The following is a 23863-nucleotide window of genomic DNA, read 5'->3' as shown; positions in this document are numbered from 1 at the left end:
CCGGCCAGGTCTTCACCTCCGGAAGGAAGGTAAGTATACTTACTAGAATCGCGGAACGCTCCCAAAAGGCACAGCGCCGTGACTGAACGAGGGGTGGTTGTAATGGCCGGACATTTTGAGCTGGTGGATGCGCCCGACGGCGGCTACAGGGTACGGATGTTGGACGGTTCCGGGAACCTGATGGCAATCTCCGTGACCTTTCCCACCAAGAATGCCGCGGTGGCCGGCATTGGGATGGCCCGCGAGATTGCCGGCACCGGCCTGATCAGGGACCGCAGCGGCAACGGTGCCGGAGCAGTCATCCGGGTCCGGATTGGCGCCGCGTCGGCGTCGAAGGATAGCGCTGCCCGCGGCAGGAAGCTGTCCGGGGCCGCTCGCGCTGTGGCTGGGTGATGATCACCCAGAGCCATGCCCTGGTCCGCGGCAGAGAGCGGGGTGTCCTTTTTGACGTGGACGGGACCTTGGTGGACTCTGCGTATATCCACACGCTTGCGTGGTGGCAGGCCTTCCGCCAGCACCAGCATGATGTCCCCATGGCCGCCATTCACCGCTGTGTAGGGATGGGCGGAGCGCGACTGGTGGACACCCTCCTTCCTGCTGGCCGGGACCGGGAGGCAGATGACGACATCCTGGCCAGCCATGCGGCGGTGTTCGCACAGAGCTGGCCGTCGCTGCGTCCATTGGACGGCGCCAAGGAGTTGCTGGCCCAGTGCCACGCCGGGGGACTCGCCGTCGCCCTGGCATCATCGGCCCGAACTCAGGATCTGGCGGCCAACCGCAGGACCCTCGGTGCGGACTCGTTCATCCATGCCGCCACCAGCGCCGACGATGCGAAGGCAAGCAAGCCGGCGCCGGACATCCTGGTGGCAGCGCTGCAAGCTGTTGGTGTGGCCGCGGCCGACGCTGTCTACGTGGGTGACGCGGTCTGGGACATGCAAGCCGCCGCAGCGTTGGGTATCCCCGCCATCGGCGTCACCTGCGGGGGGACCAGCGCCGCCGAGTTGCGGGCGGCCGGTGCGGCCGAGGTCTATGCCGGGCCCCGGGACATCCTGGACAACCTGCAGGCAAGCGCCCTTGGCAGGCTGCTGACGATGTCGGACTGACTGACTGACCTTCCCCCCCGAGTTTTTGGGCAGATAACCCGCTCAAAATCGGCTGGATCGGCCAATAACAAAAACTCGAGGGTTAAAGGGGTAGCAGCGCTGAGAGGTCCGCGCGCAGACCGGAGGCGGACACCCTGCTGGCCGCGACAGCGTCCGCCCAGCTCAACCGGCCGGTCACCATGCCCAGCCAGGTGGCGGCGTCGCACTCGATCACGTTGGGCGGGGTTCCGCGGGTGTGCCTCGGCCCCTCGACGCACTGGGTGACTCCGAACGGCGGCACCCTCACCTCCACCGAATTCCCCGGCGCCCTCGCGGTCACCTCCTCCAGCGTGTATCGCACAGCCGTGGCAGTGACGTTGCGGGGGAGTGGAACGTCCGACGGCGATGCGGCGGCTTCCTGCCACGCGGCCAGTGCCGCAGTACCTTCTTCAATGCCGATCCGACGACGTGCTACGGCCATGTCAGTCCAGAAGAGCTGACACGGCCGGACCCAGCCGGATCTTGCCCACCTCGTGGCTGCCGCCCATCACCGGGGCAACCACTTTTTCGAGAACGCTGGAGACTCCGGGGACGTCCACGGCGCCAACCGCGGCAAGAAGTGTCAGGCCCACCAGCGACGTGGCGCGCAGATTCCCGTCCAGCATCTTGATAGCCACGGACACGCCCTGGGGTGTGGCCATGGCCAGGACGCCCTCTGCGCCGATCTTGGCAATGATGCCGAGTTCGTCCATCACGATGGTGTTGGCCTGGCCGCGGCCCTGGACGGCCCAAGGGTAGTCGAGCATGGACGTGGCGATGGTGGCGGCCCGGGCGTTGGAGTTCTTGTCGCCAGGCGCCTTGGCCAGCATCGAGAATGCGCGGGCCAGCCCGGTCAGCGAAATAGCGGCAACAGGGGCGCCGCACCCGTCAATGCCCAGATGGGCGATGCGCTCGCCGCTGTATTCCTCGATCACGCTGCGGACCCGTTGCTGCAGGGGATGGTTCGGCTCGAGGTAGCTGTGGGTGTCCCAGCCGTTTTCCGTGCAGGCCCACAGGAAGGCGGCGTGCTTTCCGGAGCAGTTAAAGGCTAGCTTGGACTTGCCCCGCTCGGAAAGAGCCATCCAGTTGCGGGCCGTCTCGTCCTGGGGCCAGGCGGCGGGGCACTGGAGTTGGTCCTCCCGGACGCCGGCGGCCTTGAGCATGCCCTCCACTACATCCATATGGTCCAGGGAGCCCGTGTGGCTGCCGCAGGCCAGCGCCACCTGCGCGCCGCGCAGGGGGACGCCGGACTGCATGGACGCCAGGGCCTGCAGCGGTTTGAGCGCGGACCGTGCGTACAGGGGAGTCAGGATGTCGCCGAGTTCGGTGACGACGGACCCGTCGGCGGACAGTACGACGGCGGAGCCGATGTGCCGGGACTCCACAAAACCGCTTCGTTCAACAACAGCGAGTTCTACGGCGGAGTCCACGGTGAACGTGGCATGCGGGTTGTGCGGCATATTGTCAGTCTAGGGGCGGATTCGTTGAATGCCGGGCTATTCCACGGTCACCATGACGGACTGCCAGCCGGAGGCGCCGTCGGGTACTGGATCGGCGCGCTGATCGGTCTGGACCTCGCCCGTTCCGTCGGTGGCACGGACCTTGATGTAGTGCGGTCCGGGTGTGGCTTCCCAGTCGAAGGACCACTGGCGCCACGTGATGAGGGATGCTTCGGTGGACAGGACGGCCTCGGCCCAAGGGTCATTGTCGATCTGGACTTCCACCTTGGTGATGCCGCGGGTCTGCGCCCAGGCCGTGCCGCCAATCGCCACGCGGCCGGCTGGCACCTTGGCGAAGGACTTCGGGACTTCCACCCGGGCCATGGTCTTGATGGGGCCGCGCTCGGACCAGCCGCGCTGGGTCCAGTAGGCCTTGCTGTCCGCGAACCGTGTCACTTCCAGGTCCACCACCCACTTCGTGGCGGAGACAAATCCGTAGAGTCCGGGCACCACCATGCGCACCGGATAGCCGTGCTCCAGCGGCAGCGGCTCACCGTTCATGCCGATTGCCAACATGGCGTCGCGGTCATCCTGCAGAACCTCCAGCGGCGTGGAGGCGCTGAAGCCATCGATTGACGTGGACAGCACCATGTCCGCGCCGTCCTTGGGCCGGGCCCGTTTGAGGACCTCGCGGATGGGAAGGCCGAGCCAGCGTGCGTTCCCGGCGAGGTTTCCACCCACCGGGTTGGAAACGCAGGTGAGTGTCACGTGTGATTCGATAAGGTCGGCGTCGAGCAGGTCCTGGAACGTGAGGCGGACCTCTTGCTCCACTAGCCCATGCACGCGCAGCTCCCAGTCATCGGCGTTGATTTCGGGGACACTGAGTGCGGTGTCGATCCGGTAGAAGTCCCCGTTGGGTGTGACCCAGGGTGTCACGCCGGCAGCGGGGGACTGGACTCCCGCGGGCACAGCCGCGGCGGCCTTTGCCGGGGTGGGCAGCTGCAGGGCCTCGCGGGCTTTGGAGATGTTGCTGCGGGCGGCACTGAGCAGGCGTCCGCCTGTGGCCGCGATGCTGGCGCCGACCACGGTGATTCCTGCTGCGGCGAAGAAACGGCGGCGGCTGGTGGCAGGACGGTCAGGCTCCTCGGCGCCCGTGTCGGCAGGTGCCTCAGGCCAGGACTTCAGGCGCCAGAGGGGGGCGATCAGCAACCGCAGCACTATCAGTCCGGCTACCGTGCCCAGCACGGTGGGGATGGCGTCCAGCGGCTTCACGCTGGCCCGCGTCACCACGCTGGCCACGATCACGGCGCCCAACAGCAGTACACCGGCAACACCCAGCGCCCATTTGCGGTAGGCAACAACACCCAGCACGCATGCCAACAGGAATATGGTCAGGCCCATCCCCGCGAAAAGCGCTGCCTTGTCGTTCGTGCCGAACGTGGCAATGGCAAAATCCTTCATCCATGGTGGTGTGAAGTCGATGAAAGTGGACCCCAGCGCGATCACCGGGGTTGCCCGGGCCGTAAAGAACGCTCCGATCAGTTCCGCAACGGAAAGTACGACGGCGGCAGCCGCAACGCCTGCCAGCGCGGCCATGGCGGCGGGACCCTTGAGCCACTTCACAAGTTTCTTCATGCCTTTCATTCGTTGCGCCGGGCCCCGCGGATTGCCGGGCGGGGCCACAGCTTAGGAACACCCCCTTAGGAAAGGGCAGGGTGCACAAAGTACCCTTGGAGACTGTGAAGGTACTCGTCATTGGCCCTGGAGGCCGCGAACACGCCATTGTCCGCTCCCTGCTCGCTGACCCCAACGTATCCGAGGTCCATGCAGCTCCCGGCAACGCCGGCATCAGCAAGCTGGTCCCCACCCACAACGTTGACGGGAATGATCCCGACGCCGTTGCGGCGCTTGCCACCAAGCTCGGCGTGGACCTGGTGGTGGTGGGCCCCGAGGCACCCCTGGCGGCTGGGGTATCCGACGCCGTCCGCGACGCCGGCATTCCGGTCTTTGGCCCCAGCAAGGCCGCGGCCCAGCTGGAAGCCTCCAAAGCATTCGCCAAGGAGGTCATGGCCGAAGCCGGAGTGCCCACAGCCATGGCGTTGGTGGCTACCGACGCCGGGGAAGCGGCCTCGGCCCTGGATACCTTCGGCGCACCCTACGTGGTCAAGGACGACGGTCTCGCAGCCGGCAAGGGCGTCGTGGTGACCAACAACCGCGACGAAGCCCTGGCCCATGCGCAGACCTGTTTCGACGCCGCCGGCACCGTGGTGATCGAGGAATTTCTTGACGGCCCCGAGGTCTCTGTCTTTGTCCTGTGCGACGGCCGCAACACAGTCGCCCTGTCCCCGGCCCAGGACTTTAAGCGCATCTTCGACAACGATGAAGGCCCCAATACCGGCGGCATGGGCGCTTACACCCCGCTGGAATGGGCCCCCGCCGGACTGGTCCAGGAGGTGATCGACCGGGTGGCCCAGCCCACGGTCAATGAGATGGCGAACCGCGGCACGCCGTTCGTGGGTGTGCTGTTTGTTGGCCTGGCGCTGACCACGCGCGGCACCCGTGTCATTGAATTCAACGTTCGCTTCGGCGACCCCGAGACGCAGGCCGTGCTGGCCCGGCTCAAAACCCCCCTCGGTGCGCTGCTGATGGCAGCCGCCAAGGGCGAACTGGACAAGGCGGAAGAGTTGCGCTGGTCCAAGGAAACGGCCGTCGCCGTCGTCGTCGCGTCCGAAAACTACCCGGACTCCCCGCGCACCGGTGACCGTATCCGCGGACTCAAGAAGGTCGATGAGCTCGACGGTGTGCACGTGATCCACGCGGGCACCGCGCTCGACGACGACGGCAAGGTGATCTCGGCCGGCGGCCGGGTGCTCGCCGTCGTTGCCCTCGGCAGCGACCTGGTGGAGGCCCGGGAACGGGCGTACGACGGCGTGGAGCTGGTTCAGCTGGAGGGCTCCCAGTTCCGGACGGACATCGGCCGCAAGGCTGCACGCGGCGAGATAAAGGTTGCGCCCAACGCCACCGGAGCGCTCCCCGTTACGAAGGCGAAGGTATAAGCATGACTGAGAACTCCGCCCAGGAACCACAGAAGCCGCGCGGCTTCAGCACCGAAACCCTGGACCTTCCGGGCTGGACGCACGTATACTCCGGCAAGGTCCGCGACCTCTACGAACCGGCGGACGAAGCCATCCGCCAGCAGGTGGGCCAGGACTGCGTCCTGGTGGTGGCAAGCGACCGCATCAGCGCCTACGACCACGTGCTGGCCAGCGAAATCCCGGACAAGGGCCGCATCCTCACGCAGTTGAGCCTGTGGTGGTTCGACCAGCTTGACGTGGTCCACCACGTGCTGGCATCCACGGCGGAAGACGGCGTCCCGGCGGCCGTGGAAGGCCGCGCGATGATCTGCCGGAAGCTGGACATGTTCCCGGTGGAATGTATCGCCCGCGGCTACCTCACCGGCACCGGACTGCTGGAGTACAAGGCCAAAGGGACGGTCTGCGAGATTCCGCTGCCGCCGGGCCTGGTGGACGGATCCCGGCTGGAACAGGCCATCTTCACACCGTCCGCGAAGGCCGAGGTGGGCGCGCACGACGAAAACATCTCCTACAACGATGTTGTGGCCATGGTGGGGGACGACATCGCCGCACGCCTCAGCGAGCTGACCCTGAAAATTTACACCGGCGCCGAGAAGATCGCCCGCCAACGCGGCATCATCCTGGCCGACACCAAGGTGGAGTTCGGCTACGACGCCGTGTCGGGGACCATCACCCTGGGCGACGAGGTCCTGACACCGGATTCCTCGCGTTTCTGGGATGCGGCCACGTACGAGCCGGGGAAGGCGCAGCCCTCTTACGACAAGCAGTATGTGCGCGACTGGCTGACGTCGGCCGAATCAGGCTGGGACAAGAACTCCGACGTGGCACCGCCCGCCCTGCCGGCAGACGTTGTGGCCCGCACTCGCAGCCGCTACATCGAGGCCTACGAAAAGATCACGGGCAGGACGTTCTCCTAGAACACTCTTACCCGGCCCGGCTTCGCGCCGGGCCCCGTCCTAGCTTGCTTTGACGGCTTTCGCTGCTGCTACGGCTCTCTGCTGGGCGAGCCTGATTTCGAGGACCGCATCCAGTGACTGTTGGACGCGGTCCGAGGCTCCCGCGGCACTGAAGGCCTTCTGCGCTTCTTCGAGGTAGACCAGGGCTTCGTCGGACTCGCCGGCAGCTTTCAGCGACTTGCCCAGCAGGAGTGAAACTTCCCCTGCCGTGTGCTTGGCCAGCTCGCCGGATTCCGCGTGGATCTCCCGGAGCTTGTTGATGGCAGCCACGATGTCGCCGGTGAGATACAGCCAGCGGGCGCGGATAAACGCAACTTCCAGCTGGTCGCTCTTGTTGCCGCCCACAATGGACAGGGCCAGCTCGGCGCGCTCGATGCTGGAAAGTGTTTCCGGTTCAACGATTCCGGAGGACAGCCGGACGGCGGCAGAAGCCTTGTTGAAACGGGCCCAGAGATCGATGTCATTGGCGGGCGAGAGCATCCGGGCCGCGCGCTCGTGGTACTTGATGCCCTCCGGATAATCGTGCCGCATAAACGCCACGTTGCCGATCACCCAGGCAACCTCACCGGCGAGCTGGGACATTGAGTGCTCGTCCATCTCGTCATTCATGGCCTGGCAGTACTTCCAGGCCTCGTCCAGGCGGCCGCTCTCCGCCAGTGCACCGATCAGCGCACGGTATGCGCCGATGATCAGGGTGGAACCGGTGGGCAGTTGGCCACAAAGTTGGACGGCCGCCAGTGCATGCTCCACGGCGGTGCTCAGCTGGCCCTGTCCCTGGCAGATAGCGGCGAGCATCTGGCGGGCACGAACGGCCAGACCGGCAGATTCGGTGGCCATCGGGTGCTCCAAGAGGTGCTGCATGATCTTTTGGCATTCCTGCCAATTGCCCTGTTTAATCAGGCACTCGGCCTGCATATAGGTCATATTCCACCACGCGCTGGTATTCCTGCCCTCCAGGGCTATCTGGGCTGCGTTGGCTGCGTGGTTGGCCGCTAGCGGGTAGTCCCTGAGGTCCCAGGCCTGGCGCGCGTAGAGGCCGGCCAGGACGTACTCGGCGTCGCTGACGGTGATGGGCTGGCTCCAGGCTTCCAGCGCCTTGGGCGCAAGCTCCAGCCTGCGGGCGAGTTCTTCGATCACTTCGGCCGTCGGCTCACGGCGGCCGGTTTCGAGGAGGGAGATATAACTGGGGGAATACAGGTCCTTGCCCAGTTCAGCCTGTGTCAGCCCACGTTCGAGACGCTCCGCTCGGAGCTTCTCCCCGAATCCGTTGCCCACGGGTATCCTCCTAATTCTGGACAGACTTTGTACGCAATGCTTGACAGTCCCTGTGGAAAACATTTTACAATGTATGTCAACAAGGACAGTGCTGACTTTGTAACGAATCCGACTCGTATTGAGGAACTTATATGTTGAAGAAGATTGCGGCCGCTGGCGTACTCGCTGCGGCCTTGGCATTTTCTGCGGCGGCCCCGGCTGTCCTGTCGGCAGGTTCCATCGCCGACACCACCGGCGTATCCGTAGCCGTTGGCAACTGGCCCGATCCCATGTCCAAGCCCGTTAAGGACAAGACCGGCACGACCTACACTACGTACGTGGGCAACTGGCCCGACCCGATGTAAGAAATCCTCTCAGGAGGCGCGGCCCCGGGGCATGGTCATCATGCCCCGGGGCTATTTCTTTGTCATGGCACTTGACCGCTCGCTGTCCGGTACGTGACAGCCGGGAGATGCAAAAGAGGGCCTCCCTTTGGGGAGACCCTCTTTCTATTGGTCGGGATGACAGGATTTGAACCTGCGACCTCGTCGTCCCGAACGACGCGCGCTACCAAGCTGCGCCACATCCCGATCCGCTGCAAAAGCAACTTTACAAGGATAGCCGACGCCAGGCCCGGATGCGAAATCGGCGGCCGCTGGGACATCCCGACGCTGGAAAAGCCCGACCGCGCGGGTCAGACCAGGGAGTCCTTCCAAGCGCCGTGGAGGTCTGCGAAGCGTCCGCCGGCACCGATGAGGTCTGCAGGCGTCCCATCCTCGACCACGCGGCCGTCGTGGACCACCAGGACACGGTCGGCTGTTTCAACGGTGGAGAGGCGGTGCGCGATGATCAGTGCTGTCCGGCCACCGCCGGCAGCAGCGGATCCAGCAACCGCAGAGCCCGCAGCTGCGGGGACCGCACTAGACGAACCCGGCGCACCCAACGTAGTGCCGGCGTCGGACGTTGCCCGCAGAAGGCGAGCCAAGCCGCTCTGGACGAGCCGCTCGGAGGGGATGTCCAGGGACGAGGTGGCCTCGTCCAGGATCAGCACCGCCGGCCGGGCAAGGAACGCCCGGGCGAAGCTGATCAACTGCCGTTGACCGGAGGACACCCGGCCGCCGCGCTTATTGACATCCGTGTCATAGCCTTCGGGGAGATCGGTAATGAAGTCATGGGCGCCCACGGCCCGGGCAGCGTCCTCGATTTCCGCCCGGGTTGCCTCCGGCCGGCCCAGGGCAATGTTGTCCGCCACGGACCCGCTGAACAGGAACGCCTCCTGGGTGACCATCACGATGTTCCGGCGCAGGTCCGTGGTGGTCAGGCTGCGCAGGTCCACGCCGTCCAGGGTCAGGGAACCGCAGGAGACGTCGTAGAAGCGGGCGATCAGCTTGGCCAACGTTGATTTTCCAGCACCGGTCTGCCCCACCAGGGCCACGGTCTGGCCGGCGGGGATGTGCAGGTCCATGGTGGGAATGATGACCGGGCCGTCGCCGTAGCCGAACTCCACACCCTTGAAGTCGATGGTGCCCCGGGCATCGCGGAGCGCCACGGGGTTCTTGGGCGGCCGGACCGTGGGAACCTCTTCCAGCAGGCCGGAGACCTTCTCCAGGGCCGCCTGGGCACTCTGGAACGAGTTGTAGAACATGGCCATCTGGTCCACTGGCTGGAAAAAGCGCTTGGTGGAAAGCATCAACGCCAGCAGCACGCCCACGGCGAGGTCCCCGCCAAGGACGCGGAACCCGCCGAACAGGAGCACCACGGCCACGCAGACGTTGCCGATCAGCACCAGGCCGGGCTGGAAGATGCCGTTGAGGTTGATGGAGCGCACGGTAACCAGCCGGTAGTCCTCGGACAACTGGCCGTACTTCCGGGCGTTCTCGGTCTCCTTGCGGAAGGCCTTCACCGCCCGAATCCCGGTCATGGTTTCCACAAAGTGCACAATGAGCCGGGCGGAAACTACCCGGGACTCACGGAACACGATCTGGGAGTGCTTCTGGTACCAGCGAGACAGGAAGTACATGGGGACGCCCGCGGCCAGCACGATCAGCCCACTGCGCCAGTCCAGCGCAAATACCGTGACCGCCGTGAAGACCATAAACAGCAGGCCCGAGGCGAGGGAGCTGACACCGGAATCGAGGAGTTCCCGCAGCGCCTCCAGGTCCGAGGTCTGCCGGGCGATGATCCGGCCGGACGTGTACTTTTCGTGGAATTCCAGGCTCAGGCGCTGGGTGTGCCGGAAGACCCGGACGCGCAGGTCCAGCAGCATGGCCTGGCTGAGCCGCGCGGTGGAGGTGACGTAGAGGGCGGTGAGTCCCGCCGTCGCGATAGCCGCGAGCAGGTAGGCGACGCCGGTGAACACCAGCGGGAGGTTGTCGCCTGCCTGCAGTGACGGGAGCGCGTGGTCGATGCCGAAAGCGATCAGGGCCGGCCCGGCCACGCGCGCGGCCTGGGACAGGACCACCGTGGCGATGGTCAGCCAGAACCTGAGCCGCACCGGCCGGATCAGTGCGGCCAAAAGGGCGAGCGACCGCCGTCGTACTGTTTTGCTGTCCGCCTTGCTGAGGTGCGTGTTGTCCTCGTTGGCGGTGCCGAAGGTTGCGTTGCTCATCGGATGCTGTCCTTTGACTCGTCCTCAAGCTCGGACAGCTCCGAGTCCAGGTCCCGGGGTTCCTGGCCCAGGCTGGCGATGACATAGCGGTAGTGGGGGTTGTGCGCCAGCAGTTCGGTGTGGGTTCCGACGGCCGCGATCCGGCCGTCCTTGAGCAGCGCCACCCGGTCGGCCAGCGCCACGGTGGACGGGCGGTGCGCGACGATCAGCGTTGTGGTGTCCTTCAGGACCGCGCGGAGCCGGATTTCCACAAGCTCCTCGGTGTGCACGTCCAGGGCGGACAGCGGGTCGTCCAGCACCAGGACCCGGGGCCGCGCCGCGATGGCCCGTGCCAGGGCAATCCGCTGCCGCTGCCCGCCGGAGAGGCTCAGACCCTCCTCGCCGATGAGGGTGTCCACGCCCTCCGGCAGCGAGTATGCGAAGTGGGCCTGCGCCACATCCAGGGCTTCGTCCAGGGCTTCCTCGCTGCGGTCCGGTGCCCCGAGGAGCACGTTGTCGCGGACGGAACTGGAGAACAACGTGGTGTCCTCGAACGCGACGCCGACCACGCGCCGGAGCCCGTCGACGTCGAACTCGCGCAGGTCCACACGGTCAATGGTGATGGAGCCATCGGTGACGTCGTAGAGGCGCGGGACCAGCTGGATCAGAGCGCTCTTGCCGCTGCCCGTGATGCCCACCAGTGCCATGGTTTCGCCCGGCCGGACGTCCAGGTTGATGTTCGTGAGGATGGGTTTGTCCGGTGCGTCCTCGAACGCGAATGTGGCGTTGTTGAAGCTGAGTGCGCCCAACAGCAGCGAGGGGGTGCGCGGCTCCGGGGGACTGGTGATGGTGTTGACCGAATCCATGACCTCGAAGTGGCGGTCGACGGCGGATTTGGCGGTGAGTGCCATGGCCAGCAGCATGCCGGAGAATTCCACGGGCGTCGCGATGACGGCGGCGGTGGCGAAGAACGCCACCAGCGCGCCGATGCTTAGCTGGCCACTGGCGCAGAGCATCACGCCCACCACCAGCCCGGCGCCGAGCGCGAGTTCCGGCAGCAGGGTGACTACCATGGTGAACGTCGCCTGGTGCTTCGCCTTCACGATCTCGGTCTGGCGGAGTTCCTCGGCCTGCTCGTTGAAGTTCTCCAGGGCTTCGCGGCTGCGGCCGAAGGCCTTCAGGACGCGGATGCCGTGGACGGATTCCTCCACCGTGGTGGCGAGGTCGCCGGCCTGGTCCTGGCTCCGGCGTGCCACCTTGCTGAAGCGGGTCCGGAACCGGAAACCGTAGGCCATGATGGGCGCCGCCGCGGCCAGGAAGATCAGGGCCAGCTGCCAGCTCATGGAGAACATGACCACAATGCCGATGACCACCGTGAGCGTGGTGACCACCAGCATGATGGCACCGAACGCCATCCAGCGACGCAGGAAGTTCAGGTCCGTCATGGCGCGTGACAGCAGTTGGCCGGAGCCCCAGCGGTCGTGGAAGGACACGGTCAGGTCCTGCAGGTGCCCGTAGAGCGAGACCCGCATCCGGGTTTCAACAGTGGTGGCGGGGTTAATCACAAACTGCCGGCGGAGGGCCACGAGTCCCGCTTCCGCGATACCCAGGACAAGGATGACGACGGCGGCAGTCCAGACGGCGTCCGACGCGCCACCGGGTGTGAGGGACTCATTGACGAGGACCCGCAGCACCTGCGGGATGGTGAGCGCCACGACGCTGGCCAGGAGTGCGCAGAGGAGGCCCATCACCAGCCGGGGGATGATCGGCCTCACGTGAGGATAAAGGCGGCTGATGGATCTGAAAAATGAGGTCTGCTTGGCCATGCCCGCTTCTCAAGCTCTAAATCGAATGTAGTTTCCCTTAGCAACTACCCTATGCCATGGCGTGAGACCATTCACACGCCCGCCCCCGGTTGCTCTATCACTTCCGGTTGCCATTCGAGCCCGTTAGCGACTCGAAGTGATAGAGCAACGGGGTTATTCGGCGGAGGTCAGCGTCAGCAGGACAGCCTCGGGTTTGCAGGCGATGCGGATGGGAGCGAACCGGGAGGTGCCGATGCCGCCGGAGACGTTGACCGGCGTCGTGCGTCCGTTGCTTTCCCAGTTGTTGAGTCCCTTCGCCCGCCACGTGGGGAGGTCGCAGTTGGCTGTCAGGGCGCCGTAGCCGGGAACGCAGAGCTGCCCGCCATGGGTGTGGCCCGCCAGCAGCAGGTCAGCGCCGTCCCGCGTGAAATGGTCCAGGACCCGCTGGTAGGGGGCATGGATGACCGCAACCCGAAGGTGAGCGTTCTGGTCTTGGTCCCGGGTGCCGCGGGGCCAGCCCGCGTAGCGTTCCCGGCCCAGGTGCGGATCGTCCACGCCGGAAAAGTCGAACCGGATCCTTTTCAACACCACGGATTGGTGCCTGTTGGTGAGATCCACCCAGCCGCCCATGCCGAAGCCGGACCGCAGCCGCGGCCAGTCCAGCTCGATGGCTTTGGGCTTGGCTTTGGATGGGCCCAGCAGGTAGGAGGCGGGGTTTTTGAAGCTCGGGCCGTAGTAGTCATTGGAGCCGGGGACGAAAACGCCGGGAAATTCCAGGAGCGGCCGCAGCGCCTTGAGCAGCGGTTCCACGGCTTTGACGTGGCTGAGGTTGTCCCCGGTGTTGACCACCAGGTCCGGCTCCAGCGACGCCAGCGACTCCAGCCAGCGTGCCTTGGTGTCCTGGCCCGGGACGAAGTGGATGTCGCTCAGATGCAGGACGCGGAAGGGCTCGTGGCCTGCGGGCAGGATGGGCAGCGTCTCCTCGCGCAGGACAAACTGGTTTTTCTCCCACAGCCCGTATCCGAAGGCTGCGAGGCCCGCTGCAGTTCCCGCGCCGGCGGTGACGGCAAAGCCGCGCCCGATGTTCCGGACGCGGCTGGCCAACGTTGGGCTGACTGCCATGAGTGGCTAGCCCTTGCTCTTGTCGCTGTTGCCCGGTGCGGGGTTCGGTGTCGGCGGGGCAGACGGCTCCGGGGCCGGGGCGGGCGCGGTGGCCTGAGGTGACGGAGTGGTCCGAACAGGCGTTCCGTTCACCATGTTGGTGGGCGGCGCCGTGAACGCATTGGTGCCGTACGCTGGAGCGACCTGGGCCATGTACTTGGAGAACATGGGCCCGGCGATCATGTAACCGTCGATCGCCTTGTAGAACTGTCCGTTGACCGTCAGGTTCCGGCCGGGCCGGAGCTGGTCACCCAGCGGGTCACCGAACCACGCTGCGGTGGCCACACCGGTGGTGTAACCGACCACCCAGGTGGAGCCGTTGGTGTCGTTGGTGCCGGTCTTGGCCGCCACCGGGAAGTTGGTTTTGGTGGAGAGCCGCGGCTTGATGAGCGATCCTGAACCCTCATCAAGTACCTTCTGCATGGCATATGCCACGCCCCGGGCGACCTCCGGTTTGACGGCATCGCGGCAGCTCGTGGCCTGGGCCGGGAGCTGCGCGCCGGTCTGGTCCGAGACAGAGGTGATGGCGATGGGCTCGCAGTACTTGCCGTCGTTGGCGAATGTGGCAAACGCGGAGGCCATCGTGAGCGGGGCCGTCTGCGTTGAGCCGATCAGGTTGGCCAAAGTGGTCATCTTGACCGGCGGATGGAAGTTGTCACCCACCGGCAGGCCACCGTGGATTCCGACCGCATCCACGATCTTCTGGATGCCGCAGAGGTCAACCTGCGCCGCGGAGGCGAAGGTGGCCGTGTTGATCGAGTTCTGCAGGCCGTACAGGACGGTCATGTTCCGGTAGTAGCCGTCGTCGGAGTTCTGCAGGTCGAAGCTGCCGGGAATCCTGGCGTCGTACCAGCCCACTGTGGGTTCCGGGCAGGTGTTCTTCCAGGGGAAGTTCTGCGGGTACGTGCGGGTGGCGGCGTTGACGTTGGTGTTCATGGACTTGCCCTCGTTCAGCCATTCGGCGAACGTGAAGGGCTTCATGGTGGAGCCGGGCTGGAATCCGCCCAGGCCGTTGAGGTCGTTGCCGTCCTTGTCCCGTTTGTCCACGTTGAAGTTCTGCGTCTGGTTGAACTTCCCCTCCGTTGGCAGGAATGAGGTGTTCTGCGCCATGTTCAGGATCTTGCCGGTGTTGGGCTGTACAGAGACTATGGACGCGCCCCAGTTGTCCGGGTTGGCGCCGGCAGCCGCGTCTGACTCAGCTTGGGCAACCTTCTGCGCGTTGACGTCCAGCGTGGTGGTGATGGTCAGGCCGCCACGGAAGATGCTATTGACGCGCTCCTCGGGGGTCGCACCGTAGGCCGGGTTGTTCAGCAGCAGGTGAAGCACATAGTCGCAGAAATAGGGTGCCGTGGAGGCGTAGGCGCAGCCTTGGCGCGCCGGCGTGACCTTCGGCTCAACCGGGGTGGCCACGGCGGCGTCGTGATCGGCCTGGGTGATCTTTTCCTGGTTCAGCATCAGGCCAAGCACCAGGTCGCGACGCTCCTTGGCGTTCTCCGGGTTGGTGATCGGGTCGAAGGCCGACGGGCTGTTCACGAGGCCTGCAAGGAGTGCTGCCTGCGGGAGGGTCAGATCCTTAGCCGTGGTGCTGAAGAAGAATTTGGACGCGGCCTCGATGCCGTAGGCGTCGCGGTTGAAGAAGACGATGTTGAGGTAACCCTCGAGGATCTGCTCCTTGGAGAATTCCTTCTCCAGGGCGATCGCGAGCTTCATTTCGCGAAGCTTATCTCCGACGCCCTTGTTAACACCGTTGAGCTTGATGTCCGCGGTGTTTCCCTCGGCGGCGAGGTTGGCGTTGAGCACGTTGTTCACGTACTGCTGGGTGATGGTGGAGGCACCCTGTTTGTTGCCACGGGCTGTGCTGACCATGGCGCGGAGGATGCCGGTGGTGTCCACACCGCCATGCTCGTAGAACCGGCTGTCCTCGACAGCGATGATGGCTTTTTTCATGAACGGCGAGATCTGGTCGAGGGCAACCTTGGTCCGGTTTTCCTCATACAGGTTCGCGATCAGGCTGCCGTCCGAGGCGAGGATCCGGGTGGACTGGCTGGGCGGGTCCACCTGCAGCTCTGCCGGGAGGGTATCGAAGAACTCGATGGAGCCGCTTGCCGCGCTGCCAGAAACAGCGGCGGCCGGGACAAGCAGGCCCGCCACCAGGACACCACAAATTGCGCTCACACCAAGGAAGCCAAAGATCTTTCCGAGGGTAGTGGCCGTGTCGAAAATGGGGTTCTTACGAGTCACCATGTTTTCCACTTTACCGGCAACGACTAGTCTTTCTTTCATGACCAAATGGGAGTACGCCACGATTCCGCTCATTATTCACGCCACCAAGCAGATCCTGGATCAGTGGGGAGAGGACGGCTGGGAGCTCGTCCAGGTAATCACCGGACCGGACGGCAACGGCCTGGTTGCCTACCTGAAGAGGGAGAAGCAGTAGCCATGAGCACCCCCGCAGAGACCACGTCCGGCCCTTTACCCACGCCGGAAAACGCGTCTGAATCAGCGCCGGTTTCCGCCGTCGAGCAGCGCCTCGCCGAGTTGGGACTGACCCTCCCCGAGGTGGCCGCGCCCGTAGCAGCCTACGTCCCGGCCGTCATCACCGGCAGCCATGTTTACACCTCCGGCCAGCTGCCGTTTATTAATGGCAAACTCGAGGCAACCGGCAAAGTCTCCACCGGCACGGAAGGCCACTCTGATGAGCCCACCGTGTCCCCTGAGGACGCCAAGGCCTACGCCGCCGTCTGCGCCATCAACGCGCTGGCGGCCATTAAGAGCGTCATCGGCGATCTGGACCGCATCACCCGCATCGTCAAGGTGGTGGGCTTCGTGTCCTCTGATCCGGCCTTCACCGGACAGCCCGGCGTCATCAACGGTGCGTCCGAGCTCCTCGGCCAGGTCTTCGGTGACGCAGGCAGGCACGCCCGCTCCGCCGTCGGCGTGTCGGTCCTTCCGCTCGACTCTCCCGTAGAGGTCGAACTGATCGCTGAATTCAGCTAAGGACCCGGTTCACTCAATTGCCGCACCTCGCCCGACGCTTGTTTGCCCTTCCTCCGGATCTTGAAGGGGCCGCCCAAAGCTGGCTCGAACACGGCGAGCGGACCCCGCGCGCCGCCCGCTACGCATCCTCTGTGGTGCTGCTGCGTGACTCGCCCACCGGCCTGGAGACGTGGCTGGGTTACCGGCCCGGCTCCTCGCCGTTAGGCGTCCTAGCCTTCCCCGGAGGTTCCCTGGAGGCGTCCGACGACGACGCCGTCGGCTGGCTGGGCCCCTCACCCCAGCATTGGGCCGAGCAGATGGGGACGAACGACGTCGGGCTGGCGCGCCGCCACGTGGTGGGCGCCATCCGAGAACTGTTTGAGGAAACCGGCGTGCTGCTCGCCGGGCCGGACATGTCCACCACGGTTGAAGGCACCTCAACCCACGACTGGATGCGTGCACGCGTGGCGGTCGCCGACCAGGAGAAGACCTTCACGGAGGTGCTCGCCAAGCGGGGACTCTCGCTGCGGACCGACCTCCTGAAGCCGCTTGTCAACTGGCGCAGCCCCGACTTCGCGCACCGCCGCTTCGACACCCGCTATTTCGCCGCCACAGTCCCCATGAACCAGCAGCCCAGCCTGCTGCAGAGCAAAGGCGTCTGGGGCCGCTGGGTGTGCGCCACACAGGCCATCGCCGCGCGCAGCACCAACGCACTGGGCGATGAAGCAGGCCAGGAGAACACCGTGGGCCTCACGCTTGGCCAGCTCCTGGTGCCGGGCTCGGAGATCATGCTCGAGAAGATGGCCGCTGCGAACGGCTGCATCGCCTACCTCAGCTACAAGCGCAAACCCCACGTGTATCAGGCGCGGCTCGTCGACGAAGAGGGCACGCTGATGCTCGAAGTCGAGGCCGCCCAAACCGTAGCCGGGGACCCGCAGCGCGAGCGCTAGCTCCGCGGACCGAAAACGGAAATCCTCTGCGTGCTGCTCCTTCGTCGCTCTGGCGCACGCTGCCGGATCCCCATTTCCGATCCGCTTTCGGCACCAACGCAGAAGGCCGGCTCCGATTCTTCGGGCCGGCCTTCTTCATGCGGAACTTTTGAACGTTTAGCGGGAGCGCTGGCGCAGGCGCTGCATGTCCAGGATCACTACGGCGCGGGCTTCGAGGCGGAGCCAGCCGCGCTGGACGAACTCTGCCAGAGCCTTGTTGACAGTCTCGCGGGAGGCGCCTACCAGCTGGGCCAGTTCTTCCTGCGTGAGCTCGTGGGCTACCAGGACGCCGTCCGTTGCGGGGCGGCCGAAGCGATCGGCCAGATCCAGCAGGGCCTTGGCCACGCGGCCGGGGACGTCGGAGAACACCAGGTCCGAGAGCGAATCGTTGGTGCGGCGCAGGCGGCGGGCCAGAGCCTGCAGCAGCTGCGCCGAAACCTCGGGGCGCGTCCGCAGCAGGGCGTTGAGGCTTTCGTTCTTCAGGCCCGCGAGGCGGGTTTCGGAGACTGCCGTCGCCGTGGCCGTGCGCGGGCTGGGGTCAAAGAGTGCCATTTCGCCGAACAATTCACCCGGGCCCAGGATGGCGAGCAGGGACTCCCTGCCATCGGGGGACGTGCGGCCCAGCTTCACCTTGCCGGAGACGATGAAGTAGAGCTGGTCGCCCTGGTCGCCCTCGCGGAATACCGAGGCACCGCGGGAGAGGTCCACCTCGGTCAGCTCGTCCGTCAGCAGGCGGAATGCTTCGTCGTCGAGCGTGGCAAATAAGGGTGCTCGGCGCAGTACCTCGATGTCCATGAAATCTCCTGAATAAAAAGTGTCGGCTGTGGCGCTTTTGCCATTGTTTCAGAATTTTCAAGCTTCTGTGACGTACTTGGCAGCGGAAACGCCGCTGACAGTGACTAATGCGGGCACGATCCGGTGTCCGGCCCCGCCGGGGGTGTGATTTTTACGACCGAACGTGGGGCGAACCCGGCCCGCAGGGGCGGGCGACTGGCGCCCGCAGAACAATGTCAGCTTGCCCCACTAGAATTGGGGCTCAACCGTATTAGAGGAGCGTCAGTGTTTGGTTTGACCGTTCTGGACCTGGCGCTGATCCTTGCCCTGCTGTCTTACCTGATCTATGGCCTGCGCAACGGCTTCCTGGTCACGCTCGGCGGTATCGCAGGCTTCGCCGCGGGCGCTGTGGCCGCATTCTTTGCCGTTCCACTGGTCAGCGGCTTCGTGGATGACTCCGGCTGGAGGCTGACCGCGATCGTGGCCGCCGCCGTCGTACTCATGGCCCTGGGCCACGGCCTCGGGACCATGATCGGGCGCACAATCCGCGGCGCCGTGCGGATCAAGCCGCTGCGCGCGGTGGACCGGCTGGTGGGCGGGGCCGTCAACGTCGTGGTTTCGGCCCTGGTGATGTCCATGCTCGCCTTCAGCATCAGCGCCCTGGGCGTTCCGTTAGTGTCGCAGCAACTGGCCGAGTCCAAAGTCATCCGGTACATCGACGGGCTGACGCCTGTTCCGTTGAAGACCACCATGGCGCAGCTGCGGTCCACTGTGATCGGCAACGGAATTCCCACGCTGCTGGAAGGTCTGGACCAGGGGCAGCCAGTGGCGGTGCCCAATGCCAGTACCGATACGCCGGCGCTGAACCTGGCCGCGCGGTCAGTCCTGAAAATTGCCGGAACCGCCTACCAATGCGGGCAGAACCAGACCGGCACCGGTTTTGTGGTTTCCCCGGGCCGGGTTGTGACCAACGCCCATGTTGTGGCGGGCGTGTCGCAGCCGGTGGTTGAAATTCCCGACGGCGGCGCGATGCCCGGCCGGGTGGTGTACTTCGACACCCGGCACGACCTCGCCGTCCTGGCCGTGGACGGGTTGCCTTCGGAGCCGCTCACATTGACGTCCGACCTTCCGAACGGCAGCCCGGCCGCCTTCGCGGGGTATCCGCACGGCGGTCCGTTCCAGTCCAAACCCGCCACGGTTCAGGACATTACGTCAGTTCTGGTCCCTGATATCTACGGCGAAAACCCTGCCCCCTCGGCGATCTATCGCCTGGCCGGCGATGTCCAGCCTGGTAACTCGGGCGGGCCGCTGCTGACCATGGAGGGACTGGTGGCCGGCGTCATTTTCGCCAAGGCAACCTCAGGCACCGAAATGGGATTCGCCATCACCATAGATGACCTGTTCCCGGTCGCGTCCCAGGCCGCAAGCCTCAGCGCACCCGTCTCCTCCGGGCAGTGCATCCAGAAATAGCCATGGCGGACTGAGCCAGCCGGCGCCCAGCTACAGCGTTTCGGCGAGGTAGTCGATGGCCAGCTTGTAGCCGAAGACCCCGGCGCCCACGATCACCGCGGCGCAGACCGGGGACAGGAACGAGTGGTGCCTGAAGTCCTCACGCTGGTGCACGTTGGTGATGTGGACCTCGACTGCGGGCAGCTGCACTGCCGCCAGGGCGTCGCGCAGGGCCACGGACGTGTGGGTGAAGGCGCCGGCGTTAAGCACAATCCCGACGGCGGTGCCACGGGCTGCGTGGATGACGTCCAGAAGCACACCCTCATGGTTGGACTGGACGCATTCCACGTTGAAACCGTGGGCCTGCGCCGTGCTGGCTGCCAGTTGCTCCACGTCCGCGAGGGTGGAGGTACCGTACTTCTCCGGCTCACGGGTGCCCAACAGATTGAGGTTGGGGCCGTTGATCACAAGGATGGTGCCGCGTCCGGCAGCGGTGGTGGCTTCAGTCATGGATGCAAATCTAGCGCCTGGGATGGCCTGCCGCGCATTCTTACGATCAGTGCTTGCGCAGGAGGCCATCTGGCGGTTACAGGGCCGTGAACCTCAGGACGAGGGCGTGTTCCGGGTTGAGTGCGGGCATGGGCAGGCCCACTTGGGCGAGGAACCGGCCGCTGGCCACTGCGCCGTCTGCTAGCCAGGCGGGGGGCTGGACCTGGGTGAAGGTGTGGGCGTAGTCGGCATCGGCCGGGGCCGGGAAGATGGCTTCTGCCTGGTAGTCCCGGTCCGGGTACAGCCCGGGGATGGTGATCCGTCCGGGTTGTTCCGCGAAGGCGGTGCGTGTGCTGACCAGGGCGAACAGTGCCGCCGTCGAACCTTTACCCATGTCTGCACCGCTGTCGGCAACTACGCCGTGGAGCATGAGCGAGTCATCAGCGAGGTCAGCGCGGACCATGTGCCCGCTATGGATCAGGGCGCGGTGTTCCTTGTAGAGGCTGATGAAGCGTTTGAGTTCCTCGCGCTCGGCGCCCTGGACGCTGCGGACATCCCACTCCATGCCGAAGTGGCCGAACAGTGCCGTGATGGCGCGGAAGGACAGATCGTGCGTGCGGGCTGTGGTGTGCGAGGTGGTGGGTCCGACGTGGCCGCCCACGAGCTCCGGCGGGATCACCAGTCCGGTCCAGCGCTGGATGGTCTGCCGTTCGAGCGCGTCGTTGCAGTCCGAGGCCCAGATCCGGTCGGTGCGTTCCAGGATGCCCAGGTCCACGCGGGCGCCGCCGGAGGAGCAGCTTTCAATTTCGACGCCGGGGTGGGCCTTTTTGAGTTCGTCGAAGAGGCGGTAGGCGGCGAGGGTCTGTTCGTGGACCGAAGAGCGGCCGGCGTGGCCGTGTTCGAGCTGGTCCCGGTTCTGGTCCCATTTGAGGTAGCTGATGTTGTTCTCGCGCAGCAGGGTGTCGACGCGGTCGAAAATGTACTGCCACCCTTCCGGGTTCACGAGGTCGATCACATGCTGGTTCCGCCATTCAAGGGGCAGGCGGCCGCCGTCCTTGTAGCTCTGGACGGACGGACCAACGATCCATTCTGGGTGCGCGCGGACAATGTCGGAGTTCAGGTTGACCATTTCCGGTTCCACCCAGAGCCCGAATTCCATCCCGCGTGAGGTCACGGCGTCGATCAGGGGCGTGAGGCCGTCGGGCCAGAGCGATTCGTCGACGTACCAGTCGCCCAGGCCGGCGTGGTCGTCGCGGCGGCCGCGGAACCAGCCGTCGTCGAGCACAAACCGTTCCACGCCCAGTTCGGCGGCGGAGTCGGCCAGCTCGATCAGGGTGGAGAGGTTGTGGTCGAAGTAGACCGCTTCCCAGGTGTTGAGCACCACCGGGCGGGGCTTGCCGGGAGTCGAAGTGCCGGCGGCGGCTGCTGGGAGCACGTGGTGGGGGCGGGACCGAAACCAGCTGTAGAACGCCTCGCTGATGCCGTCCAGGCCGCGGTCCGAGTATGCGGCGAAGAGCGCCGGTGTGGTGTAGCTGGCGCCGGGTGCGAGGATGACCTCGGCCGGGCCCAGGAGTTCGGAGCCGCCGATCATGGTGCGGCCATCGCCAATGCTGTCCGCGAACTGTTCGTGGTTGCCGCTCCAGGCCAGGTGCGTGGCCCAAACCTTACCGTGGCGGTTGCCGAACCCGGCGGTGCCGGCGGCGAAGAGCAGCGAGAAGTCGTGTCCGGTGCGGCCGTGCCGGCCGGTGCGGACCCAGGTGCCCTGCTGGATGGGGCGGCGCTGCGGGTGGCGTTCCCGGCACCAGCGCCCGGTCAGGTCCAAGAGTTCGACGGCGTCGGGCGCCGCCGGGAGGACGGTGGCCAGCTCGTCGAGCTGGTAGGGCGTGGCGCCGTCGTTGGTGAGGGTGTGCCGCAGCTCCAGCAGGCCGCCGTCGTGCAGTGTCAATGCGGACGAGACAGTGAGGCCGGCGTCGGAATCGGCCTGGACGATGACGGCGGAATTGCCCTCGGCGCTCGTTGTCACGACGCGGAGGCGGGCCGAGAAGTCGAGGCCGGAGACGCCGTCGGCGGTGCGGTGGCCGCGGAGGGCGGGACGGCCGCGCCAGCTGGAGGATGCCTGCGGCAGGAGGCCGGCGGGCACGTTGGCGTCGATGGCGGAGTGGGGGATCGGTTCGCCGAGGATGGCGAGGTCCGGCAGGGTGCTGCCAAGATCCGCGCCCCAGTGGATGACCTCGGCCTCCCCGCTGTCGAAACTGACCACCAGGCTGGTGCCGGCGGAACGGAGGTGGAGGGGGTCCATTGAATGCTGTCCTTCTAAAGGGTGGGAGTGATAAAAAAAGCCAGGCTGTGCGCCGCGGAACGCAATGCCCGCGGCGCACAGCCGGTCAAGCTTCTGGCCTACTTGAAGAGGGCGTTGACCTGTTCGTTGGCGTCGCTGAGGGAGCTGACCGGCTTCTTGCCGGAGAGGACTGCGTCCATGGCCGGCTTCATGATGCCCTCGACCTTGGCCGCTTTGTCCGCGATCGGGAGGAGGAACGTGGTGTCGTCCGTGACATGGGTGGTGAAGGCGGTGACGTCAATACCCTTGGCCTCGAACGCCTTGGCGGCGAGCTCGGAGGAGGAAGTGATGGCGGGAAAAACGACTGCTTTAGCCGCCACGACGTCCTGGCATTTTGCCGAGGCGAGGTATTCGACCCATTTGATGGAGGCTGCCGGGCTCTTGGTTCCGGCCCAGATGGAGTCGGCCAGGCCGTTGAACATGGACGCGCGCTTGCCGTCCGGTCCCTTGGGTGTGGGGGCGATGCCTGTTTCCACTCCCTTGTAGCTGGTGTACTGCCCGATCATCCAGGAGCCGTTGGTGTTGATGGCGGCCTTGCCGGCCCCGAAGTTATCAGTCACGCTGGCACCCACGGTGGTTTCGAGCTTGGGCATGTAGCCCTTGTCAACGAGTCCGGCCCACCAGGCGATGGTTTCCTGGAACTTGGGGTCGTTGTAGTTGAAGTCCTTGCCCCACGGGTTCTTGTCATTGTGGGTCCAGCCCATGGTGGCGCTGAGGAAGCTCCACTGGGTCTGGCCGGTGCCGGCGCCGGAGTTTTCCAGGCCCAAACCATAGACCGCGACGTTGTTCTTGTCGAAGCCGGACTCGTCGCCGCGGACACCGTTCTTGTCCACGCTCAAGTGCGCGATGGCCTTCTCGTAACTGCCGCCGTCCTTCGGGTTCCAGTCGAGGCCCTTGAGCTGCTCTTCCGTGTAGCCCGCATCAGTGACGAGCTTCTTGTTGTAGAACATCGCGACGGTGTCCCAGTCCTTGGGCAGACCGTAGCGTTTGCCGTCTTCGGTAACCCACAAATCGGTCAGGCCCTTGTTGTAGATGTCCAGGTCGAGCTTGTCGTTCTTGACGGCGTCGTCCAGGGCGAGGAGCTGCTTCTTGGCGGCGAACTCGGGGTATTTGGCCAGGTGGTCGGTGAAGACGTCCGGCGCCGTTCCGGCGACGAAGCCGTTGGTCAGGGTGGTCCAGTAATCGTCCCAGCCGCGCTGGGTGACCTTGACCTTGATGTCCGGATTGGCCTTGGTGAAGTCATCGGCGCACTGCTGGTAGGCAGGGAGCTGGTTGGCGTCCCAGAGCCAGTAGTTGATTTCGCCTTTGGCCTCGGTGGAGGTCGGAGCGGGTGCGCCGCAGGCGGAGAGGGACAGGGCGATGGCAGCAGCAGCAGCGGCGATGCCAAGGGTTTTCTTCATGGTGGACCTTTCGAGGGTGTTACGGGGGAG

The 23863-nt window shown here is 65.5% G+C and carries 21 protein-coding genes and 1 tRNA gene; 9 read left to right on the top strand and 13 right to left on the bottom strand.

Translation table 11 applies throughout. The features are described 5' to 3' along the window. Positions 1 to 102: 102 nt before the first annotated feature. Positions 103 to 393 (top strand): hypothetical protein, encoded by a 291-nt coding sequence (locus ACQCS0_RS17795; RefSeq protein ID WP_354222554.1) that lies wholly within the window; start codon positions 103 to 105, stop codon positions 391 to 393. Beyond that, positions 393 to 1103: an HAD family hydrolase gene (locus ACQCS0_RS17790; RefSeq protein WP_354154560.1), complete on the top strand. Its 711-nt coding sequence runs from the start codon at positions 393 to 395 to the stop codon at positions 1101 to 1103. Before ACQCS0_RS17795 ends, ACQCS0_RS17790 begins: the two co-directional genes overlap by 1 nt. An 82-nt stretch (positions 1104 to 1185) precedes the next feature. Here ACQCS0_RS17790 and ACQCS0_RS17785 read toward each other — a convergent pair whose 3' ends face one another. From ACQCS0_RS17785 to ACQCS0_RS17775, 3 genes are read right to left on the bottom strand one after another with little or no spacing between them, the layout of a single operon-like run. Then, entirely contained in the window at positions 1186 to 1563 is a 378-nt protein-coding gene (locus ACQCS0_RS17785) for a sterol carrier family protein (RefSeq protein ID WP_354160353.1), read from the bottom strand. A 1-nt stretch (position 1564) separates the two neighbouring features. Next, a complete protein-coding gene (locus ACQCS0_RS17780) occupies positions 1565 to 2581 on the bottom strand; it encodes an asparaginase (RefSeq protein ID WP_354154562.1) in 1017 nt (338 codons plus the stop codon). 36 nt (positions 2582 to 2617) lie between these two features. Then, positions 2618 to 4195, bottom strand: a complete 1578-nt coding sequence (locus ACQCS0_RS17775) for a molybdopterin-dependent oxidoreductase (RefSeq protein WP_354154563.1) — start codon at positions 4193 to 4195, stop codon at positions 2618 to 2620. Positions 4196 to 4299: 104 nt separating this feature from the next. Between ACQCS0_RS17775 and purD the strand changes: the two genes are divergently transcribed. After that, a complete protein-coding gene (purD, locus tag ACQCS0_RS17770) occupies positions 4300 to 5616 on the top strand; it encodes a phosphoribosylamine--glycine ligase (RefSeq protein WP_354154619.1) in 1317 nt (438 codons plus the stop codon). Between the two features lie 2 nt (positions 5617 to 5618). After that, positions 5619 to 6572, top strand: coding sequence for a phosphoribosylaminoimidazolesuccinocarboxamide synthase (locus tag ACQCS0_RS17765; RefSeq protein ID WP_354222434.1), 954 nt, complete (start codon positions 5619 to 5621; stop codon positions 6570 to 6572). A gap of 39 nt (positions 6573 to 6611) precedes the next feature. Here ACQCS0_RS17765 and ACQCS0_RS17760 read toward each other — a convergent pair whose 3' ends face one another. Then, positions 6612 to 7886 (bottom strand): helix-turn-helix domain-containing protein, encoded by a 1275-nt coding sequence (locus ACQCS0_RS17760; protein ID WP_426938872.1) that lies wholly within the window; start codon positions 7884 to 7886, stop codon positions 6612 to 6614. Between the two features lie 131 nt (positions 7887 to 8017). On the opposite strand from ACQCS0_RS17760, the gene ACQCS0_RS17755 reads away from it, so the two are divergent. Further along, on the top strand, positions 8018 to 8230 hold the full coding sequence (locus ACQCS0_RS17755; RefSeq protein ID WP_141141605.1) for a hypothetical protein: 213 nt from the start codon (positions 8018 to 8020) through the stop codon (positions 8228 to 8230). Between the two features lie 148 nt (positions 8231 to 8378). Here the strand turns inward: ACQCS0_RS17755 and ACQCS0_RS17750 are convergent. The 5 genes from ACQCS0_RS17750 to ACQCS0_RS17730 all read right to left on the bottom strand — a co-directional run bounded on the left by ACQCS0_RS17750 (position 8379) and on the right by ACQCS0_RS17730 (position 15662). Next, positions 8379 to 8455: transfer RNA gene (locus ACQCS0_RS17750), tRNA-Pro, on the bottom strand. 104 nt (positions 8456 to 8559) lie between these two features. Next, a complete protein-coding gene (locus ACQCS0_RS17745; protein ID WP_354222430.1) occupies positions 8560 to 10473 on the bottom strand; it encodes an ABC transporter ATP-binding protein in 1914 nt (637 codons plus the stop codon). After that, positions 10470 to 12278: an ABC transporter ATP-binding protein gene (locus ACQCS0_RS17740; protein WP_354154567.1), complete on the bottom strand. Its 1809-nt coding sequence runs from the start codon at positions 12276 to 12278 to the stop codon at positions 10470 to 10472. The genes ACQCS0_RS17745 and ACQCS0_RS17740 overlap by 4 nt, the downstream gene beginning before the upstream one ends. A 153-nt stretch (positions 12279 to 12431) precedes the next feature. After that, positions 12432 to 13379 carry a metallophosphoesterase gene (locus tag ACQCS0_RS17735; protein WP_354154568.1) on the bottom strand — a complete coding sequence of 316 codons (948 nt, stop codon included), beginning with the start codon at positions 13377 to 13379 and terminating at the stop codon, positions 12432 to 12434. 6 nt (positions 13380 to 13385) lie between these two features. Further along, positions 13386 to 15662 carry a transglycosylase domain-containing protein gene (locus tag ACQCS0_RS17730; protein WP_354154569.1) on the bottom strand — a complete coding sequence of 759 codons (2277 nt, stop codon included), beginning with the start codon at positions 15660 to 15662 and terminating at the stop codon, positions 13386 to 13388. Positions 15663 to 15699: 37 nt separating this feature from the next. Between ACQCS0_RS17730 and ACQCS0_RS17725 the strand changes: the two genes are divergently transcribed. The 3 genes from ACQCS0_RS17725 to ACQCS0_RS17715 are packed head-to-tail and all read left to right on the top strand — an operon-like array spanning position 15700 to position 17344. Further along, positions 15700 to 15855 carry a DUF4177 domain-containing protein gene (locus ACQCS0_RS17725; RefSeq protein WP_099093395.1) on the top strand — a complete coding sequence of 52 codons (156 nt, stop codon included), beginning with the start codon at positions 15700 to 15702 and terminating at the stop codon, positions 15853 to 15855. Positions 15856 to 15857: 2 nt separating this feature from the next. Next, entirely contained in the window at positions 15858 to 16415 is a 558-nt protein-coding gene (locus ACQCS0_RS17720; protein ID WP_354154570.1) for a RidA family protein, read from the top strand. Positions 16416 to 16432: 17 nt separating this feature from the next. After that, positions 16433 to 17344, top strand: coding sequence for an NUDIX hydrolase (locus ACQCS0_RS17715; RefSeq protein ID WP_354154571.1), 912 nt, complete (start codon positions 16433 to 16435; stop codon positions 17342 to 17344). A 156-nt stretch (positions 17345 to 17500) separates the two neighbouring features. Here ACQCS0_RS17715 and ACQCS0_RS17710 read toward each other — a convergent pair whose 3' ends face one another. Continuing rightward, positions 17501 to 18178, bottom strand: coding sequence for a Crp/Fnr family transcriptional regulator (locus tag ACQCS0_RS17710; RefSeq protein WP_011693220.1), 678 nt, complete (start codon positions 18176 to 18178; stop codon positions 17501 to 17503). Between the two features lie 264 nt (positions 18179 to 18442). Between ACQCS0_RS17710 and ACQCS0_RS17705 the strand changes: the two genes are divergently transcribed. Further along, the gene (locus ACQCS0_RS17705; protein WP_354154573.1) at positions 18443 to 19627 is read left to right on the top strand and encodes a MarP family serine protease; all 1185 of its coding nucleotides are present in this window, start codon (positions 18443 to 18445) and stop codon (positions 19625 to 19627) included. A 30-nt stretch (positions 19628 to 19657) separates the two neighbouring features. Here the strand turns inward: ACQCS0_RS17705 and aroQ are convergent, their stop codons facing one another. The 3 genes from aroQ to ACQCS0_RS17690 all read right to left on the bottom strand — a co-directional run bounded on the left by aroQ (position 19658) and on the right by ACQCS0_RS17690 (position 23833). Continuing rightward, positions 19658 to 20116, bottom strand: a complete 459-nt coding sequence (gene aroQ, locus ACQCS0_RS17700) for a type II 3-dehydroquinate dehydratase (protein WP_354154574.1) — start codon at positions 20114 to 20116, stop codon at positions 19658 to 19660. 76 nt (positions 20117 to 20192) lie between these two features. Further along, positions 20193 to 22394: an alpha-galactosidase gene (locus ACQCS0_RS17695; protein WP_354154575.1), complete on the bottom strand. Its 2202-nt coding sequence runs from the start codon at positions 22392 to 22394 to the stop codon at positions 20193 to 20195. 98 nt (positions 22395 to 22492) lie between these two features. Beyond that, positions 22493 to 23833, bottom strand: coding sequence for a sugar ABC transporter substrate-binding protein (locus ACQCS0_RS17690; RefSeq protein ID WP_354154576.1), 1341 nt, complete (start codon positions 23831 to 23833; stop codon positions 22493 to 22495). Positions 23834 to 23863: the final 30 nt, after the last annotated feature.

Source organism: Pseudarthrobacter sp. S6 (assembly GCF_050156575.1).
Classification (GTDB): Bacteria; Actinomycetota; Actinomycetes; order Actinomycetales; family Micrococcaceae; genus Arthrobacter.
The sequence above is the reverse complement of the archived record's forward strand: the minus strand, read 5'-3'. Positions and strand labels throughout refer to the sequence as shown.